Source organism: Alphaproteobacteria bacterium (genome assembly GCA_005883305.1).
GTDB lineage: Bacteria > Pseudomonadota > Alphaproteobacteria > Sphingomonadales > Sphingomonadaceae > Allosphingosinicella.
In genome coordinates, this window is the sequence record VBAC01000001.1 from 2,286,076 (window position 1) to 2,302,477 (window position 16,402).

General features: G+C 69.0%; 18 protein-coding genes. 5 read left to right on the plus strand and 13 right to left on the minus strand.

Annotated elements, in window-relative coordinates:
- Positions 1-2: 2 nt before the first annotated feature.
- Positions 3-1,001 (plus strand): ligase-associated DNA damage response exonuclease, encoded by a 999-nt coding sequence (locus E6G92_11380; GenBank protein ID TMJ20316.1) that lies wholly within the window; start codon positions 3-5, stop codon positions 999-1,001.
- 196 nt (positions 1,002-1,197) lie between these two features.
- Here E6G92_11380 and E6G92_11385 read toward each other — a convergent pair whose 3' ends face one another.
- The 4 genes from E6G92_11385 to E6G92_11400 are packed head-to-tail and all read right to left on the minus strand — an operon-like array spanning position 1,198 to position 3,983.
- The gene (locus E6G92_11385; GenBank protein ID TMJ20317.1) at positions 1,198-1,443 is read right to left on the minus strand and encodes a hypothetical protein; all 246 of its coding nucleotides are present in this window, start codon (positions 1,441-1,443) and stop codon (positions 1,198-1,200) included.
- Positions 1,443-2,825, minus strand: coding sequence for a phosphomannomutase/phosphoglucomutase (locus E6G92_11390; GenBank protein ID TMJ20318.1), 1,383 nt, complete (start codon positions 2,823-2,825; stop codon positions 1,443-1,445). Before E6G92_11390 ends, E6G92_11385 begins: the two co-directional genes overlap by 1 nt.
- Before the next feature lie 7 nt (positions 2,826-2,832).
- Positions 2,833-3,084 (minus strand): J domain-containing protein, encoded by a 252-nt coding sequence (locus tag E6G92_11395; GenBank protein ID TMJ20809.1) that lies wholly within the window; start codon positions 3,082-3,084, stop codon positions 2,833-2,835.
- An 11-nt stretch (positions 3,085-3,095) separates the two neighbouring features.
- Positions 3,096-3,983: an ATPase gene (locus tag E6G92_11400; GenBank protein TMJ20319.1), complete on the minus strand. Its 888-nt coding sequence runs from the start codon at positions 3,981-3,983 to the stop codon at positions 3,096-3,098.
- Here E6G92_11400 and E6G92_11405 point away from each other — a divergent pair.
- The gene (locus E6G92_11405; GenBank protein TMJ20320.1) at positions 3,973-4,818 is read left to right on the plus strand and encodes a pantoate--beta-alanine ligase; all 846 of its coding nucleotides are present in this window, start codon (positions 3,973-3,975) and stop codon (positions 4,816-4,818) included. The two genes, E6G92_11400 and E6G92_11405, sit on opposite strands and share 11 nt — an antisense overlap.
- 90 nt (positions 4,819-4,908) lie before the next feature.
- Entirely contained in the window at positions 4,909-5,211 is a 303-nt protein-coding gene (locus tag E6G92_11410) for a hypothetical protein (GenBank protein TMJ20321.1), read from the plus strand.
- A gap of 198 nt (positions 5,212-5,409) precedes the next feature.
- Here the strand turns inward: E6G92_11410 and E6G92_11415 are convergent, their stop codons facing one another.
- From E6G92_11415 to E6G92_11450, 8 genes are all read right to left on the minus strand, one after another.
- Positions 5,410-7,491, minus strand: coding sequence for a S9 family peptidase (locus tag E6G92_11415; GenBank protein ID TMJ20810.1), 2,082 nt, complete (start codon positions 7,489-7,491; stop codon positions 5,410-5,412).
- Positions 7,492-7,642: 151 nt separating this feature from the next.
- On the minus strand, positions 7,643-8,779 hold the full coding sequence (locus E6G92_11420; protein TMJ20322.1) for an N-acetyltransferase: 1,137 nt from the start codon (positions 8,777-8,779) through the stop codon (positions 7,643-7,645).
- Complete coding sequence (locus tag E6G92_11425; protein TMJ20323.1) at positions 8,776-9,492, minus strand: glycerophosphodiester phosphodiesterase; 717 nt, start codon at positions 9,490-9,492, stop codon at positions 8,776-8,778. The genes E6G92_11420 and E6G92_11425 overlap by 4 nt, the downstream gene beginning before the upstream one ends.
- A complete protein-coding gene (locus E6G92_11430) occupies positions 9,464-9,934 on the minus strand; it encodes a RidA family protein (GenBank protein ID TMJ20324.1) in 471 nt (156 codons plus the stop codon). Before E6G92_11430 ends, E6G92_11425 begins: the two co-directional genes overlap by 29 nt.
- 31 nt (positions 9,935-9,965) lie before the next feature.
- Complete coding sequence (locus E6G92_11435) at positions 9,966-12,830, minus strand: insulinase family protein (protein ID TMJ20325.1); 2,865 nt, start codon at positions 12,828-12,830, stop codon at positions 9,966-9,968.
- Positions 12,831-12,889: 59 nt separating this feature from the next.
- Positions 12,890-13,627 (minus strand): SDR family NAD(P)-dependent oxidoreductase, encoded by a 738-nt coding sequence (locus E6G92_11440; protein TMJ20326.1) that lies wholly within the window; start codon positions 13,625-13,627, stop codon positions 12,890-12,892.
- Complete coding sequence (locus tag E6G92_11445; GenBank protein TMJ20327.1) at positions 13,624-14,241, minus strand: HAD family hydrolase; 618 nt, start codon at positions 14,239-14,241, stop codon at positions 13,624-13,626. The genes E6G92_11440 and E6G92_11445 overlap by 4 nt, the downstream gene beginning before the upstream one ends.
- A complete protein-coding gene (locus tag E6G92_11450; protein ID TMJ20328.1) occupies positions 14,238-14,504 on the minus strand; it encodes a DUF3572 family protein in 267 nt (88 codons plus the stop codon). Before E6G92_11450 ends, E6G92_11445 begins: the two co-directional genes overlap by 4 nt.
- 17 nt (positions 14,505-14,521) lie before the next feature.
- Between E6G92_11450 and E6G92_11455 the strand changes: the two genes are divergently transcribed.
- On the plus strand, positions 14,522-15,115 hold the full coding sequence (locus E6G92_11455; GenBank protein TMJ20329.1) for a response regulator: 594 nt from the start codon (positions 14,522-14,524) through the stop codon (positions 15,113-15,115).
- 9 nt (positions 15,116-15,124) lie between these two features.
- On the opposite strand, the gene rpmG is transcribed toward E6G92_11455, so the two are convergent.
- Positions 15,125-15,292, minus strand: a complete 168-nt coding sequence (rpmG, locus tag E6G92_11460; GenBank protein TMJ20330.1) for a 50S ribosomal protein L33 — start codon at positions 15,290-15,292, stop codon at positions 15,125-15,127.
- Positions 15,293-15,513: 221 nt separating this feature from the next.
- Between rpmG and E6G92_11465 the strand changes: the two genes are divergently transcribed.
- Entirely contained in the window at positions 15,514-16,365 is an 852-nt protein-coding gene (locus E6G92_11465; protein TMJ20331.1) for a TMEM165/GDT1 family protein, read from the plus strand.
- Positions 16,366-16,402 lie beyond the last annotated feature (37 nt).

The following is a 16,402-nucleotide window of genomic DNA, read 5'->3' on the forward strand; positions in this document are numbered from 1 at the left end:
CCATGCCCCGTCTCGGTTCCTGGGTGAAGCCTTTCCCCGAAGGCATGTACGTGAAGCCGGCCGACGCGTGGATCGATCCCTCGCAGCCCAAGCCGCGGGCGCTGGTCACTCACGGCCACGGCGATCATGCGCGCGGCGGCCACGGCCAGGTCTTCGCCACCGCCGAGACGCTGGCGATCATGGAATGCCGCTACGGGCCTCAGCAAGGCACGGAGGTCGCTTATGGCGAGACGATTCGCCTCGGCGAGGTGGACGTCTCCTTCGTCCCCGCCGGCCACGTCCTCGGCTCCGCCCAGATCGTGCTCGAGCATTCGGGCGAAAAGATCGTCGTCTCCGGCGACTACAAGCGCCGGCCGGATCCGACCTGCGCCCCGTTCGAGCCGGTCCCCTGCGACGTGTTCGTCACCGAGGCGACGTTCGGCCTTCCGGTCTTCCGCCATCCCGCGACGGGCGGCGAGGTCGACCGGCTGCTCCAGCGGCTGCACGACAATCCGGACCGCTGCATCCTCGTCGGCGCCTATGCGCTGGGCAAGGCGCAGCGGCTGATCGCCGAGCTGCGCTGCCGCGGCCATCACGATCCGATCTACATCCACGGCGCCCTGGAGCGTTTGTGCGAGCTCTACATGCGGTTCGGCGTGCCGCTGGGCGAGCTTCGCCCCGCCACGGGCGCGTCAAAGGAGGAGCTGCGCGGCAAGATCGTGCTGGCGCCGCCGGGCTGCCTCAACGACCGCTGGTCGCGCCGCCTGCCCGATCCGATCACCGCCATGGCCTCGGGCTGGATGCGCGTTCGCCAGCGCGCCCGCCAGCGCCTCGTCGAGATGCCGCTGATCGTCTCCGACCATGCCGATTGGGACGAGCTGACCCAGACCATCCAGGAGCTTGCCCCGCGCGAGGTGTGGATCACCCACGGCCGCGAGGAAGCGCTGATGCACTGGTGCATGACCCGCCAGATCAAGGCCCGGGAGCTCAACCTCGTCGGCTATGAGGACGAGGACGATTGATCGCCGCAGGGTGGCAGTCGTAGAGCATTGTCGCTTGGCCGGAACCGCCTCTTCGTCATTGCGAGCGTAGCGAAGCAATCCAGTGCGGCCTCTGAGTCCCGCTGGATTGCTTCGTCGCTACGCTCCTCGCAATGACGGCCCAACGGACGCGCCCAGCTTGGGCATGCCGCGCGGCTGTAAGGCCGATGAGCGAACGTCAGGCGAACTGTAGCAATAGCGCCAGCGCCAGGGCGGCAATCACCAGCAGGCCCCAGCGCACCTGACGCTCGAGCTCCATGCTCTCGGTGCGCGAGACGACGATCGCGCTGAGCGGCATCAGCACAAAGGCGAGACCGGCCGAGAACAATATCCCCATCCAGATGCTGGCGGTCATCGCCGCGGCGATCGCCAGCGCGGCCCAGGCCAGGCAGAAGATCAGCGGCTCGGCGTGAAGCCGCGGCATCAATGGCCCGCCTGCGGCCCGCGCTCGACGCCGGAGAGCGCCAGCTGCTCGTCGATTTGCGCCACGAGCCGGTCGAGCCCCGCCTGGTCCTTCGCCTCGGCCCGCGCGACGAGCACGTCCTGGGTGTTGGAGGCGCGAAGAAGCCACCAGCCGTCGTCGGTGTTGACCCGTGCGCCGTCGGTGCGGTTGACCTCCGCGCCGGACGCGGCGAGCCGATCGAGCACTTCATCGACCACCGCGAACTTGCGGGTCTCGTCGACCTGGAAACGCATCTCCGGCGTGTTCACCAGCGCCGGCATGGCCGATCTGAGCGCGGTCAGCGAGCCGCCGAGCCTGCTCACCGCGCGGATCAGCCGCACCGCGGCGTAGAGCGCGTCGTCGAAGCCGTAATAATCGTGGGCGAAGAAGATGTGCCCGCTCATCTCGCCGGCGAGCGGAGCGCCGGTCTCCTTCATCTTCGACTTGATCAGGCTGTGCCCGGTCTTCCACATGAGCGGCGTTCCGCCGAGCTCGGCGATCCGGTCGTAGAGCGCCTGGCTCGCCTTGACGTCGGCGATGATCGTCGCGCCCGGCACGTCGGCCAGCACGGGCTCGGCGAGGATCGAAAGCAGCTGGTCTCCCCAGACCACCCGCCCCTCGCCGTCGACCGCCCCGATCCGGTCGCCGTCGCCGTCGAAGGCAATGCCGAAATCGAGGTTCTTTTCGGCGACCAGCCGCTTGAGGTCGGCGAGATTGGCCTCCTCGGTCGGATCTGGATGGTGGTGGGGAAAGCGGCTGTCGACTTCCGTGTAGAGCAGATGATGCTCGCCCGGCAGCTTGGCGGCGAGCTTCTCCAGCGCCGGCCCGGCCGCGCCGTTGCCGGCGTCCCAGCCGATCCGGAAGGCGCCGCCGTCGAAGCCCTGGACGAGCCGGTCGACGTAGAGGTCGAGCATTTCGGCGTCGCTCACCGTGCCCGTGCCTTCATCCCAGTCCGCGTCCAGCGCATCGCGGCCGAGCTGCTGGATCGCCTCGCCGTAGAAGGGCCGGCCGCGGATCACCATCTTGAAGCCGTTATAATCGGCCGGGTTGTGGCTGCCGGTGATCATGATCCCGCCGTCCACCTCGAGCACGGCCTCGGCGAAGTAGAGCATCGGCGTCGGCCCCAGCCCGATCCGCACGACATCGGCGCCGCTCTCGGTGAGGCCGCGGACCAGCGCTTGCTCGAGCATCGGCGAGCTTTCGCGCCCGTCGCGCCCCACCGCGACCCGAGCGCCGCCGCTACGGCGCACGAGCGTTCCGAAGCCGCGGCCGATCGCGTAGGCGTCGGCCTCCCCAAGCGTCTTTCCGACGATTCCGCGAATGTCGTATTCGCGCAGCGAGCTGGCGTGGAATTGGTGGCTCATTTCGTCCTTATCGTTTCTTGAGTTCGCCGAGCAGCGCATCGCGCGCCGCATTGACTCGGGTGGCGAGGCCCTGCGACCCGCCCGCGTCCGGATGGACCTTGGCGATCAGCCGGCGGTGCGCCGCCCGGATGTCGTCGGAGCTCGCCCCTTCGGTCAATCCAAGCAAAGTGCGCGCCTCGGCGGGGCGCATCGGCGCGCTTTGCACCGTCTGCCGCCGCCACCAGAGATAGACGAGGCCCGCGAGGACCAGGCCGACGATCAGCTTGCCCATCACCCGGCCATCGCCTGGCGGGGCGCCTCGTCGCCCGGCTCCGGCAAGGCGAATCCGGCGACCATCTCGCGCAGCTCCTGGCGCGCCGCGATATGCGACATGGCGACGTCCTCGATCTCGTTGAGGTCGAGCAGGGTCAGCCCTTTCGGGAACAGCTCGCGGTAGATGACCCGCTCGCCGAGGCCGGGGATGATTCGAAAACCGACCCGGCGCGACAATTCGCCCAGAGCCTCGCCGACCCGGCGCTTGTTGCGCGCCTCGATATGCTGGACCCGGTTGCGCAGGACGACCCAATCGACGCTCGCGCCGTGGGCCTTGGCGCGCTGCGTGCGGCTGTTCCAGACCAGCTCGGCGTAGAAGCTCGGCCGCCGCACGCGGTAGGTCTCGGCGTCGACCTCGCCGATCAGGTCGAGATCGACGAAGCTGTCGTTGATCGGGGTGACCAAAGTGTCCGCGCGGATCATCGCCGCCCGGCTATGCGCGTCGTCGCGTCCCGGCGTGTCGATCACCACGAACTCGGCGCCGCCGGCGATCCGCTCGATCACCGCCTCGAGCGGCTCTCCCGCCTCCGGATCGAACGTCGCGTGGACCGGCATCGGCAGGTCCACGTTCTGCCGCCGCATCGTCGCTGCGCGGTTGTCGAGATAGCGGCCAAGGGTGCGCTGGCGGGTGTCGAGATCGAGCGCGGCGACCTTCCTGCCCTGCGCGGCGAGCGCCACCGCGGCGTGAACCGCGGTGGTCGACTTGCCGGTGCCGCCCTTCTCGTTGGCGAAAGTGATGAAATGCGGCACGCTTCGGGCTACTCCGGACACTTGATCTTGCGGGTCGCGAGCCGCTACCAGCCCGCCTCCTTCCTCTATCGGAGGCCCTCCGGCCGTGCAAATCATCCGTGAGCCGGAGGCGCTCGAAAAGGCCCTGGCGGAGCTGCGCGAGGGCGGCGCGAGGATCGGCTTCGTGCCGACCATGGGCGCGCTCCACGCCGGCCATATGGCCCTGGTGGCCGAAGCGCGCGCGCGGGCCGACCACGTCGTCGCCTCGATCTTCGTCAATCCGACCCAATTCGCCCAGGGCGAGGATCTCGACGTCTATCCCCGGCGCGAGGCCGGCGATGCGGCGATGCTCGAGGCGGAAGGGGTGGCGATCCTCTGGGCTCCGGACGTTTCGACCATGTATCCCGACGGCCCCGCCGCCTCGCTTCGCGCGGGTAGCGCCGGCGAGGGCCTCGACGGCGACGCCCGGCCCGGTCATTTCGACGGCGTGGCGACGGTGGTCGCTCGCCTGTTCGGGCAGGTGCGTCCCGACGTCGCCCTGTTCGGCGAGAAGGATTATCAGCAGCTCGCCGTGATCCGGCAAATGGTCGCCGAACAGGGCCTGCCGATCGAGATCGCCGGCGTTCCGACCCAGCGCGACGCCGACGGCCTCGCCCTCTCCTCGCGCAACGCCTATCTGACACCCGACGAGCGCCGCTCCGCCCGCGCCTTGCCGCGCGCGCTGGGTGACTCCGCCCGGGCGATCAAGGGCGGCGCCGCGGTCGCCGAGGCGCTCGACCGGGCCCGCCAGCGCCTCGCGGAGGCCGGCTTCGATCCGGTAGATTATGTCGCCCTGTGCGACGCCGAGACTTTGCGGCCGCTCGACCGCCTCGATCGCCCGGCGCGGCTGCTCGCGGCGGCGCGGATCGGCAATACGCGGCTGATCGACAATCTGCCGGTCAGCCCCGATTGAGATCGTAACCGCGGCGTTAACCATTTGTTGACGCGCGCTGCCCCAGACAGTGCTCCTGACACGCAGCCTTCAAAAAAGGGGCACGACGTTATGGGGCACAGTCTGAAATCCGCCGCCTTCCTGGCCGAAAGCCGGATGATCGAAGCCGCGGCCGGCGACGTCAAAGCGCTCTACGAGCTCGGCATCGCCTATTCGACCGGAACCGGCGGAGTCACCGTCGACCTGATCGAAGCCCACAAATGGTTCAACCTCGCGGCGCTCAAGGGCAGCACGCTCGCCCAGGAATGCCGCGCCGAAATCGCCGAGGACATGACCGCCTGCGAGATCGCCGAAGCGCAGCGCCAAGCCCGCGCCTGGCTCGGCGCCATCGCCGGCCAGCGCCGCGCCGCCTGATCTTTCGAGTCATCCCGGCGAAGGGGCACCCCGCAAAGTACTACTTTGCGGGGACCCCGAAGGCCGGGACCCATGAACACCGCGGCATGTTCGCGAGCGCAGCCGTTCGTCCCACTTTCGATCTCTTCGGTTCATGGGCCCCGGCCCCTTCGACTGCCTGCCAAGGCAGGCGCTCAGGACATGCTTCGCCGGGGTGACTCAATGGTTGGTCGATGCCGCCCCCGCCGCCTGCTGCGGGGCCCCTTCCCGATAGCGCTCGAACCAGGCGAGGATCGCGCCGGCCTTGGCGCCGCTCTGCGAAGGCCGCGCGGCGATGCTTCCGTGGCTCGCGCCGGGCACCTTCACCAAAGCCGTCGGCACGCCGCGAAGCTGAAGCGCCGTATAATATTGCTCGGCTTCGCTGACCGGCGTTCTGTAATCCTCGCTTCCGACCACCACCAAGGTCGGGGTCTGCACGTTGCCGACGAGCGACAAAGGCGAGCGCGCCCAGAAGCCTTGCGGATCTTCCCACGGATAATTGCCGAACCAGTAGCGCGAGAAGAAGGGCGGCGAATCGCTGGTCAGAACGAAGCTCGCCCAGTCGATCACCGGCTTCTGGGTCGCCGCGGCGCGGAAGCGGTTGGTCTTGCCGACGATCCAGGCGGTGAGCACCCCGCCCCCGGAGCCGCCGGTGACGAACAGATGGTCCGGGTCGGCGAAGCCCTGGGCGATCGCCGAGTCGACCGCGCTCATCAAATCGTCGTAATCCTGGCCGGGATAAGCGTGGTGGATGAGGTTGGCGAAAGCCTCGCCATAGGAGGTCGATCCCCGCGGGTTGACCGAGAGCACGGCATAGCCGGCCGCCGCGTAGAGCTGGTCGTCGGTCGAGAAATGCGGGCCGTAGGCGGCGAACGGCCCGCCGTGAATCTCGAGGATCAACGGGTAACGCTGCCCCTGCACGTAGTTGGGCGGAAGCGTGATCCAGGCGTCGATCGGCCTTTGATCGGCCGAAGAGGTGACGGCGATGTGGCGCACCTCGCCCAGCCGCTTGTTGTCGAGCAGCTCGCCGTTGAGGCGGGTGAGCTGCCGCCGGGTGGCGCCGCGAACGATCACCACGTCGCTCGGCCGAGTCGCGCTTCCCGCGGAGATCGCCAGCGATCCGTCGCGCGCGACGCTGAAGCTTCCGCCGGTATAGGGCCGGTCGAAGTCGGAGCCGCTGAGACCTTCGGCGACCGTGCGCACCGAGCCGTCGAGGCCGACCCGCGCGACCTTCGTCTCGCCGCGGTCGTCATACTGGACGTAGATCGCGCGCCCGTCCGCGGACCAGGCGGGAGAGCCGACGCTTCGATCGAGCGATGAAGTGAGCGCGCGCGGGTTCGACCCGTCCGCGTTCATCACGTAGAGGACAGCATTGTCGTAGCCGCGATGCTCGCGGTCGTCGAAGCCGGTATAGGCGATCAGCCGCCCGTCGGGCGACACGGCCGGCTCGGCGTCCGGCCCGACCCGGCTGGTCAGCGCCCTGATCTCGTTCGAGGCGACGTCGAGCGCGTAGATCTCGGTGTTGACCGCCTCGCGCTCCCAATCCGCCGAGCGGTTGCCGCTGAACAGGATCGTCCGCCCGTCCGGGGTCCACGAGATCGGGCCGCCGTCATTATAGGGTCCGTAGGAAAGCTGGCGCGGCGCGCCCCCTTCCGAAGAGACGAGGAACAGCTGGTCGTATCCGGCGTGCAGATAGCCCTGGCCGTCGAAACGGTAGGTGACGGCGGTGATCACCTGCAGCGGATCGGCCCATTGCGCCCCTTCCGGCCGCGCCGGCGGCGGCGCGCCGAGCCGGGCGCCGTCGTCGGGGACGAACATCGCATAGGCGATCCGGCGCCCGTCGGGCGACCAGGCGATGCTCGAAGGCGCCTCGGGAAGGCCGGTGATCCGCACCGATTCGCCCGACGCCATCCAGCGTACGAACATCTGCGATCGCCCGCCCTCGCCGGCAGCGATGTAGGCGAGGCGGGTGGAATCGGGAGACCAGCGCGGCTGACTCGCCCCCGATGCGAGCGACACCTGGTCGCCGGTCCGGGTGTCGATCAGCCAGATCGAGGGGCGGAAGCGGTCGGTCATGATGTCGCCCGAGCGGCGGACATAGGCGATCCAGCGCCCGTCCGGGCTGATCTGCGGATTGGCCGCGGCCTCGAGGTCGAACAGGTCGCGCGCGGTGAAATTGCGCTCGGGACCGGTGGGCACCTCCGCGGGGGCCAGAGCCGGCACGGCCAGAAGGATCGCCCAAGCCCAGAGATAGTCCCGCATCGCCCGCCACTCCCCTGAGGAAACGGCGATCATATCGGCTTCCTTGTCCGCCGCCACCCCGTCATTGCGAGCTGCGAAGCGGCGCGGCAATCCAGCGGGCGTCTGCGCCGTACTGGATTGCTTCGCTTCGCTCGCAATGACGGCGGGGGATTCATGCCCGGCGGAAGGGGGTCATTTCATCGAGCGCGGCGATCTCCCGCGCCACCGCGCGCCGCTCGGCCTCGAGGAAGCCGGCCACCGCGTCGCGAAGGCGCACGTCGCGGATATAATGGGCCGACCAGGTCGGCACCGGCCGGTAGCCGCGGGCGAGCTTGTGCTGCCCCTGCGCGCCGGCCTCCACGCGGGCGAGGCCGCGGACGATCGCCACGTCGATCGCCTGATAATAGCAAAGCTCGAAATGGAGGTTGGGGACCTCCTCGACGCAGCCCCAATAGCGTCCGTAAAGCACGTCGGCGCCGATCAGGTTGAGCGCTCCGGCGATCGGGCTCCCCTCGCGAAGCGCGAGGATCAGGAGCACCCGCTCTCCGAGCCGCTCCCCCAATAACGAGAAGAACCGGCGCGTCAGATAGGGCTGGCCCCATTTGCGCGCGCCGGTGTCCTGGTAGAAGGCCCAGAATATGTCCCAATGCGCCTCGGTCAGCCCGGCGCCGGTTAGATGGACGATGTCGAGGCCTTCGATCGCGGTGGCCCGCTCCTTGCGGATCTGCTTTCGCTTGCGCGAGGAAAGCTCGCCGAGGAAATCGTCGAACGAGCCGAAGCCCTGGTTGAGCCAGTGATACTGGCTGTCGGCGCGGATCAGCCAGCCGGCCTGCTCGAACAGGGAGACCTCCTCCGGCGCAATGAACGTCGCGTGGGCGGAGGAGAGGCGGTTGGAATCGACCACTTGCTCGGCCGCGCCGATCAGCGCCGGAGCAAGCCGCGCCTCGCGCGCCAGCAGTCGGCGGCCGGGCACGGGCGTGAACGGCACCGCGATCTGAAGCTTGGGATAATAATGCCCGCCGGCCCGCTCATAGGCGTCGGCCCAGCCATGATCGAACACATATTCGCCGAGCGAATGGCTCTTCACATAAGCCGGCATCACCGCCGCCGGCCGCGCGTCGGTGCCGTCGATCGAGATCGGCAGCGGCTGCCACCCGGTCTCCGCCGCCGCGCTCCCCGAATCCTCCAGCGCGGAGAGAAAGGCGTGGCTGAGGAACGGATCGTCCGCTCCGGCGCAGCGGTCCCAATCCGCCGCTTCGAAAGCCGCCACGCCGTCGCGCAACCGGGCGAAGACGGGCTCGCCGCTCATCCCGGCAATGCCTCGTAGATTATCTGGTCAGCATGCCGCGCGGCCCGCGCGCGGTCGTCCGCGCTGCGCACTGTCCAGGTCAGCACCGGCAGGCCCCTGGCGGAGGCGGAGGGAAGATCGCGAATGTCATAAGCGAGGAAATCGGGATTCGACCACCAGCGCGCAAGACGCCGCTTGAGGCGGCCGCGCGACGGCTTGCCGTTCTCCGTGACCACCAGGCCGCGCAGAACGTCCGGGTGGTGGCGCGCGAACCAATGGCCGACACGGGGGTTGAACGACATCACGGCGACCGGTCCTCCATAGGAGCGCAGGACACCGGCGACCCAATAGCAGAGCTGGTGATAGAGCGGCCTGCCGCTCTTGATCTCGATCAGCAGCGGGGCGCGTCCTGCGATGAGGTTCAGCGCTTCTTCGAGGGTGGGAATCGTCTCGTCCGAATTCTTCAGCCGAATCCGCTGCAATTCCCCGGCCACGAGACCGCAAATCGGACCGACGTCGCCGGTGAGCCGATCAAGGGTGGAGTCGTGGAAAACGATCGCTTCGCCGTCCGCGCTGGCCTGCACGTCGAGCTCGATCCCATGGTCCGCGGCGATCGCCGCCTCGAAGGCGGCGCGGCTGTTCTCGATGCGCCCGGGCCCGTGCAGGCCGCGATGCGCGAAGGGCTTCGCGATCAGGCTTTGGAGCCTAGCCTGCCTTGACGGCGACGATGGCATCGATCTCGACGGCAGCGCCGAGCGGGAGGACCGGGACTCCGACGGCGCTGCGCGCATGCCGCCCGGCCTCGCCGAACACCCGCTCCATCAGCTCGGAGGCGCCGTTGGCGACCTTGGGCTGGTCGGTGAAGCCGGCATCGGAGGCGACGAACGCCCCCAGCTTGACGATTCGCTCGACCCGGTCGAGCGATCCGAGCGCCTTCTTGATCTGGGCGATCAGCATCACCGCGCAGCGCTTCGCCGCTTCCTGGCCCTGCTCGAGCCCCTGGTCGAGGCCGAGCGTTCCGGTGATCAGCGAGCCGTCCTCGCGGAACGGCAGCTGGCCGGAAATGTAGAGCAATCCGGCGATCTCGACCGCCGGAACATAAGCGGCGACGGGGGCGGCGGGCTCCGGCAGGCGGATGTCGAGCTCGGCGAGGCGGTTGGAAACGGCGTCGGTCATCGCGCCGCTAAGCACCGCCGGCGCGCGTGCGTCAAGGCGTCGTGGCCGGCGTCGCGGCCGGAGCCGCGGCGGCCCCGGCCTCCGGAACGACGATCAGCTTGAACGCCCGCCCCGGCACCAGGAAGGCGCGCGCCGCCGCCTGCAGGTCCGCGGGTGTCATCGCTCCATAGTCCGAAAGCTGGCTCGAGATCATCGCCGGGACCCGCGGGTCGGTCTGGAGGCGCGTCAGGTTTGCGACCCACCAGGCATTGCCGGTGCGCTGGCGGCTTATCGTGTCGATCAGCGGCCGCCGCGCGCGCTCCATCTCGTCGGCCCCGATCGGATGGTCGCGAAGGTCCGCGGCGATGCTTTCGGCGTCGCGCAGGAAGCCGGCCAAAGCCTCCGGCCGCGCCTCGATCCGGCCGCTGAACACGCCGTAGCCCGGATAGGCTTCCGAGGCATTGTGCGAAGCCTGCGGGCTGTAGGTCGTGCCCTGCTCCTCGCGGATCTTCTGGATCAGGCGAAGCTGGAAGACCGAGGAGAGCAGGTTGAGAGTCCGCGCCTGCCTGGGGCTGTCGAAGAAACCCTGGGTGGGCCAGGCGATATAGGCGAGGCCTTGGTCGGCGCGCCCCCGGTGGGTCAGGCGGATCGGCTCGGGCGTCGGGCTCGGGAAGCGAATCGCGGGCACGCTCGGGGTGGCATCGGGGCGCGGCGGCAGAGCGCCGAACGTCGCCGCCGTCTGCCGGATCGCCTCCTCGATATCGACGTCGCCGACGATCACCACCTCGATCGGCGAATGGGCGAGCGCGTCGGCGAGGACCGTGCGCGCGTCGTCGATGCTCATCGCCGCCATCTGCTCGCGGGTCGGGGTCGCCCAGCGCCGGTCGCCATTGTGGAGCAGCACCGCCGCCTCGCGCGAGAAGACGCCGCTCGGGGTCGAGGCGAGCTGATCGTGGATCGAGCCCGAAAGCGAGCGCACCCGGTTCCAGCCGGTCGGGCGCCAGGCGGGGTCGGTCATATAGGCCGCGAGCACCTGCATCTGCACGGCGAGGTCGCCCGGCCGCGTGACTCCGCTCAGCAGGTAATCGTCCTCGTCGATCGAAAGCTGGCTGGCGTAGACGTGATCGTTGAGCGCCTCCTGCATGTCCTCGAAGTCGATCCGGCCGAGACCGCCGGCCTGGTAGCCGGGATAGAGGCCCCAGGCCGGGGACGGCCGGTTGGCGGGCATGGCGAGCTGGCCTTCGCCGAAGCGCACCTGGACCATCACCTGGTTGGCCGCGAAATCGGTCTTCTTGACGGTCAGGCGAACGCCGTTGGCGAAGCGCACCATGGTGGCGTCGATCTCGCCGGGCATCGTCCGGCGCTCGGCCACCCGGCCGGGGGCTCCGAAGCTGGTATAGGGCCAGGCCTGCGCCTGGCGGGTCGTTCCCGCGGCGACGGGAACCGCGCGGGCCGCCTGGTAGGCGGCGAGCAACGCGCCGTCGGCGCCCTCGACCGGCGCGGGCGAGGTCATGTAGAGCACCGGTTCCCCGGCGAAGATCGTCCGGGCCGATTGGTTGACGCGCGCCACGGTCATCGCCGGAACCGCCGCCTCGAACAGGCGCAGGCTTTCCGCCGGGGTGGTGAAGACGTTGCCGATGTCCACCGTCGACACCAGCCCTTCGGCGAGCGCCGGCGAGAGCCGGGTCGAGGCGCCCGCCACCTGGGCGTTGAGGGCGGTTCGGAACAGGACGATCTCCCGGTCGAGCTCGGCCTGGCTGACTCCGTGCTCCAGGAGCCTGCGCTGCTCCGCCTCGATCACGTTAAGGGCGGGCCGCCATTCGCCGGGCTGAACCACGGCGGAAATCTGCGTGATCTCGGCGCTTTCCTCGACCTCGCTTCGCGCCGCCTGCGCGCCGACATAGGGCGCGGGGCTGACGTTGGCGGCGATCCGCTCCAGCCGGCGGTTGAGGATCTGGAGCGCCAGAGAATCGGCGAGATGCTCGGCGCGGCGAGCGCTCGTGTCGGGCCTCAAGTCGGGCGGGCGGACCCAGCTCGTCTCGACCCGCGCCGTTCCGCCGGGCTCGACCATCAGCCGCGCTTCGGTCCGCCGTGGCGCCACCGTGCCGAGATCGGAGTCGCGCCCCGCGGTCCCGCGGCCGCGCCAGTCGCCGAACTTGGCGCGGATGCGCGCCTCCATCGCATCGACGTCGACGTCGCCGACGACGATCAGCGTCGCCCGCTCGGGCCGGTAATAAGCGTCGTAGAAAGCCTGGAAGCGGTCGCGCTGCGCCTGGGAGATCACCTCCGGAGTGCCGATCGGGATTCGCTGCGGAACGCGCTGGCCGCGCAGCAGGTAACCGATCTCGTCGACGAAGATGCGGTAGGCGGGGGAGGCGCGGGTGCGCTCTTCGGACTGGATGATTCCGCGCTCGCGGTCGATCGCCGCCGGCGCGAAGGTCGCCTCGCTCGCCACTTCGCGAAGAAGGAACAAACCCTCGTCGAGCTTGGCCGCGTCGCTCTCGGGCAGGTCGAGCTTATAGACGGTCTGGGTAAATTCGGTGGAGGCGTTGGTGTCCGCGCCGAAACGCAGGCCGAGCCGCTCGAGCCGCCGGACGAACTCGCCCTCGGCCACGTGCGTGGTTCCGTTGAACGCCATATGCTCGATGAAATGGGCGAGGCCGCGCTGGTCGTCCTGCTCCTGCAGCGAGCCGGCGTCGATCCTCAGGCGCAACGAGGTCTGACCCGGCGGAGTCGTGTTGCGGCGGATCGCGAAGCGCATGCCATTGGGAAGCTGGCCAAAGCGCACGTCCGGATCGGCCTGCAGGTCGCTCTTGGCCTGCGGCCAGGGCTCCGCGGCCGCAGGCGGCTGGGCGTGGATCTGCACGGCGAGCGCAAGCCCCGCGGCCAGGGCGAACAGGGGAGTGCGCAGGTTCATCGGGCTGATCTTTCGTGCGGTTCGGCGAGCCTCTCGGCTACGGAAAAATGCGAGGAACTTCAAGTATTTCGATTGACGGTGAAGCCGGCGAAGCTCTGGCTGACGGGCATCAGCTCGATCGTGTTGATGTTGAGGTGCGGGGGCAGGGTGGCGATCCAGTGGATCGTTCCGGCGATGTCCTCGGCGGTCATCGGGTCCATGTCGGCGTAGAGCGCGTCGGAGGCCGCCTTGTCGCCTCCGGTGCGCACGATCGTGAACTCGGTCTCCGCCATTCCCGGCTCGATCGAGGTCACGCGGACGCCGGTCCCGGCGAGGTCGCAACGAAGGTCGAGCGAGAATTGGCGGACGAAGGCCTTGCTTCCGCCATAGACCGCGCCGCCGCGATAGGGATAGGTCGCAGCGACCGAGCTCAGATTGATGATCGATCCCTTGCGGGCGATGATTCCGGGCAGCAGCGCGCGGGTCAGCGCGACGAGGCCGGTGACGTTGGTCTCGATCACCGTCTCCAGCGATGGAAAGTCGGTGTCCTGAAGCGGCGCCATGGCCGAGGCGAGCCCGGCATTGTTGAGCAGCAGGTCGACCGCGCCGGCCTGCGTCCCCGCGGCTTCGAGCGCGGCGAAATCGCGCATGTCTAGCATGAGCGGCGTGAAGCAATCGCCGAGCTCGGCGACCAGCGCCTCGAGCCTGTCCTCGCGCCGCCCGGTGCCGATCACACGCCAGCCGCCCTGCGCGAACAGCCGGGCCGCCGCCGCCCCGAAGCCGGCGGTCGCGCCGGTGATGAAGGCCGTCTTCGTCATTCGCTCTCTCCATTGAGCCGCGCCCTTATCCAGGGCAGCGCGCTTTCCCAATCGTCGATCCGCGCGTGGGCGTGCGGTGCGGGCGGTGTCGCCGCGGCGATCCGCGCCTCGGCGATCATGTGCAGCCGCCAGACGTCCGGCGCGTGCTTCGCGACCGATTCGTGGTGTGGCGCGAGATCGTCGACGAACACCGTCGCGCTCGGCCGCATCTTCTCGACCAGCTCCAGCACCGGCCGCCCCTTGCCGCCCTGGTTGCAGAGCACGCGGTGGCGGATGTCGAATCGCTCGAGCTGGGCGACGCGGTTGGCGTGATATTGGTCGCCGATATTGGTGAGGATGACGATGTCCGCCTCGGCGCTGATCGCCCGCAACGCATCGAGCGCCCCGGCGACGAGTTGCTGGCGGTGCATCTCGCGGTCGAAGAAGATGGAGAGCAGGGGCCACACCTGCTCCGCCGGCACCCGGCGGCCTTTCGCGTCCTTGAGCGCCCCGCCGAAGGCCGGCACGTCGAGCGAGAATGTCAGGCCGTGCGCCTCCGCCACCCATTCGGCGAAATGCGGCGCGAAGTGGAGCAGCACGTCGTCGCAATCGGAGATGAGAAGCGGCCGGCTCATGCGTCGAGCGCCTCGCGTGCCGCGACCAGCCGCGCCGGGGAGACTCCGAGTTCGTCGGCGCAGGCGATGAGGTCAGGCTCGTGCCCTTCGAGGAACCTCAGCACCGCGGCGAGGAAGGCGCGCTCCTCCAGTCGCTCCCGAAGGCCCGCGACGGTCATTCCGGTCAGCGCCAGAAGCCTTTGCGCGCGCGAATCGTCGCTCAGCGTCCAGCCGAGCGCGCCCAGCGCGAGCGCCTCATCGTCATTTGTCTCATCCCGTCGCATCGCTTACACCGGCGCGCGTGGGACAAAAAATCCTGGTTGTCGAGGACAACGAGCTCAATCTGAGGCTGTTTTGCGACCTGCTTCGAGCGCACGGCTACGAGGCGGAGCCCGTGCGCGACGGCCGCGAGGCGATCGAGCGCGCCCGCGCCTTCGCCCCCGATCTCGTCGTCATGGACATCCAGATGCCGCACATTTCGGGTCTCGAGCTGATCGAGCGGATGAAGGGCGACGAGGAACTTCGCCGCCCGCCGATCATGGCCGTCACCGCCTACGCCGCCAAAGGCGACGAGGAGCGAATCCGCGACGCGGGCGCCGAGGGCTATGTCTCCAAGCCGATCTCGGTGCTAAAGTTCGTCGAGGCGGTGCGCGCACTGCTCGACGCCGCTGCGGCGCGGGCGGCGGAGGCGGCGGAGCCGGAGGAACGGGAGACGGCCGAGGAGATCGCAACTGACGCTCCGGAAACGCAAGAAGCGGCCGAACCCGAAGGCGAGGCCGCTCCTGAACCGTTCCCCGGCGAAGGCCGGGGTCCAGGCGCCGAAGGCGAAGGGGTGGAAGAGGTGGATCCCGGCCTTCGCCGGGATGACGCAGGACCTAAGGGCGGAACGCCCTAAGGCCCGCCGTCACTTGATCTTGGCTTCCTTGAACTCGACGTGCTTGCGCGCGACGGGATCGTATTTGCGGAAGGTCATCTTCTCGGTGATGTTCCGCGGATTCTTCTTGGTCACGTAGAAGAAGCCGGTGTCGGCGGTGCTGACGAGCTTGATCTTGACCGTGGTCGGCTTGGCCATGACAGCCTCTCTGAAAAAATAAGGGTGCGAAAAAATAAAGCGGCGCTTTCCGCCGCCTCGTGCGCGTGGCCCTCTGCCCCGCGCCGCCGATTCTGTCAAGACCGGCGCACCTTAACCATCCGGTAACCATAAAGGCGCATCCCTCTCCCGCAGAGACTAAGGCTGATGGGGTGAGCCATGCAGGCGGATCGTGACGGAATGCTGGTTGTGCGGGCCGAGCTTTGCGACCGGCTCGACAGCCTTCAGCGTTCAGCGGCGAGGATGAACGGGCGCGATTTCTCGCGGCGCATCGCCACAATCCGCACCATGGCCGCCGCCTACGGGCTGATGCCGGTCGTCTGCGTCTGCGACGCGCTCGACCGGACGGTGCGCGCCCAGCCGCGTCACTGCCCGGCCGCGCTCTATTTCGAGCGGCTTCGCGACGCGATCGGCTGCGAGCGGAGCGACGAGGCGGCGAGCGAGGCCCTGCTCGCCTCGGTCTCGATCCGCCTCAGCGCCTGACCCCAACCGGCGTGGAGGCCCTCCTCACAAGCTTCGTCGCCGCCTTCCTCGCGGAATGGGGCGACCGCACCCAGCTCATCGTCGCCCTCCTCGCCGCCACCACCCGCCGCCCTCTGCAGGTTTTCCTCGGCCTCGCTTTCGCCGCCCTGCTCAGCAATGCGGTGGCCGCGGCCGCCGGAATCTGGGTCGCCGAAACCCTGACCATCCGCGCGATGACGATGATGACCGCGCTCGCGCTCCTCGTCGCGGGCATTTCCGGCCTGATCCCGAAAAAGGCGAAGGAAAGCGCCGCCCCGCGCTGGGCGCTGCCCGCCGCCTTCATCCTCTGCCTCGCCGCCGAGATGGGCGACCGCACCCAGTTCCTCACCTTCGCTCTGGCCGGCCGCTACGACAGCGCGCCCCTTGCCGCCGCCGGGGCCACCGCCGGGATGCTTGCCGCCTGCCTGCCCGCATTGGCGCTTGGCGAGCGCTTCCGGGAAGTCCTGCCTCTGCGCGCGATCCGCTATTCCGGCGCGGCCTTGTTCCTGGTCACGGGCTTCATCGTCGCGGTCAAGGCGCTGCAGATCGCCTGACCGGCTTCGCTTGACAGCGAACTGCTTGGCGCCTCCT

What these genes read in the sequence shown, in the direction of transcription:
- E6G92_11380 (TMJ20316.1), top strand. Translation starts at nt 3, where the DNA reads ATGCCCCGTCTCGGTTCCTGGGTGAAGCCTTTCCCCGAAGGCATGTAC.
- E6G92_11385 (TMJ20317.1), bottom strand. Translation starts at nt 1,443, where the DNA reads ATGCCGCGGCTTCACGCCGAGCCGCTGATCTTCTGCCTGGCCTGGGCC.
- E6G92_11390 (TMJ20318.1), bottom strand. Translation starts at nt 2,825, where the DNA reads ATGAGCCACCAATTCCACGCCAGCTCGCTGCGCGAATACGACATTCGC.
- E6G92_11400 (TMJ20319.1), bottom strand. Translation starts at nt 3,983, where the DNA reads ATGATTTGCACGGCCGGAGGGCCTCCGATAGAGGAAGGAGGCGGGCTG.
- E6G92_11410 (TMJ20321.1), top strand. Translation starts at nt 4,909, where the DNA reads ATGGGGCACAGTCTGAAATCCGCCGCCTTCCTGGCCGAAAGCCGGATG.
- E6G92_11415 (TMJ20810.1), bottom strand. Translation starts at nt 7,491, where the DNA reads ATGCGGGACTATCTCTGGGCTTGGGCGATCCTTCTGGCCGTGCCGGCT.
- E6G92_11420 (TMJ20322.1), bottom strand. Translation starts at nt 8,779, where the DNA reads ATGAGCGGCGAGCCCGTCTTCGCCCGGTTGCGCGACGGCGTGGCGGCT.
- E6G92_11425 (TMJ20323.1), bottom strand. Translation starts at nt 9,492, where the DNA reads ATGCCATCGTCGCCGTCAAGGCAGGCTAGGCTCCAAAGCCTGATCGCG.
- E6G92_11430 (TMJ20324.1), bottom strand. Translation starts at nt 9,934, where the DNA reads ATGACCGACGCCGTTTCCAACCGCCTCGCCGAGCTCGACATCCGCCTG.
- E6G92_11435 (TMJ20325.1), bottom strand. Translation starts at nt 12,830, where the DNA reads ATGAACCTGCGCACTCCCCTGTTCGCCCTGGCCGCGGGGCTTGCGCTC.
- E6G92_11440 (TMJ20326.1), bottom strand. Translation starts at nt 13,627, where the DNA reads ATGACGAAGACGGCCTTCATCACCGGCGCGACCGCCGGCTTCGGGGCG.
- E6G92_11445 (TMJ20327.1), bottom strand. Translation starts at nt 14,241, where the DNA reads ATGAGCCGGCCGCTTCTCATCTCCGATTGCGACGACGTGCTGCTCCAC.
- E6G92_11450 (TMJ20328.1), bottom strand. Translation starts at nt 14,504, where the DNA reads ATGCGACGGGATGAGACAAATGACGATGAGGCGCTCGCGCTGGGCGCG.
- rpmG (TMJ20330.1), bottom strand. Translation starts at nt 15,292, where the DNA reads ATGGCCAAGCCGACCACGGTCAAGATCAAGCTCGTCAGCACCGCCGAC.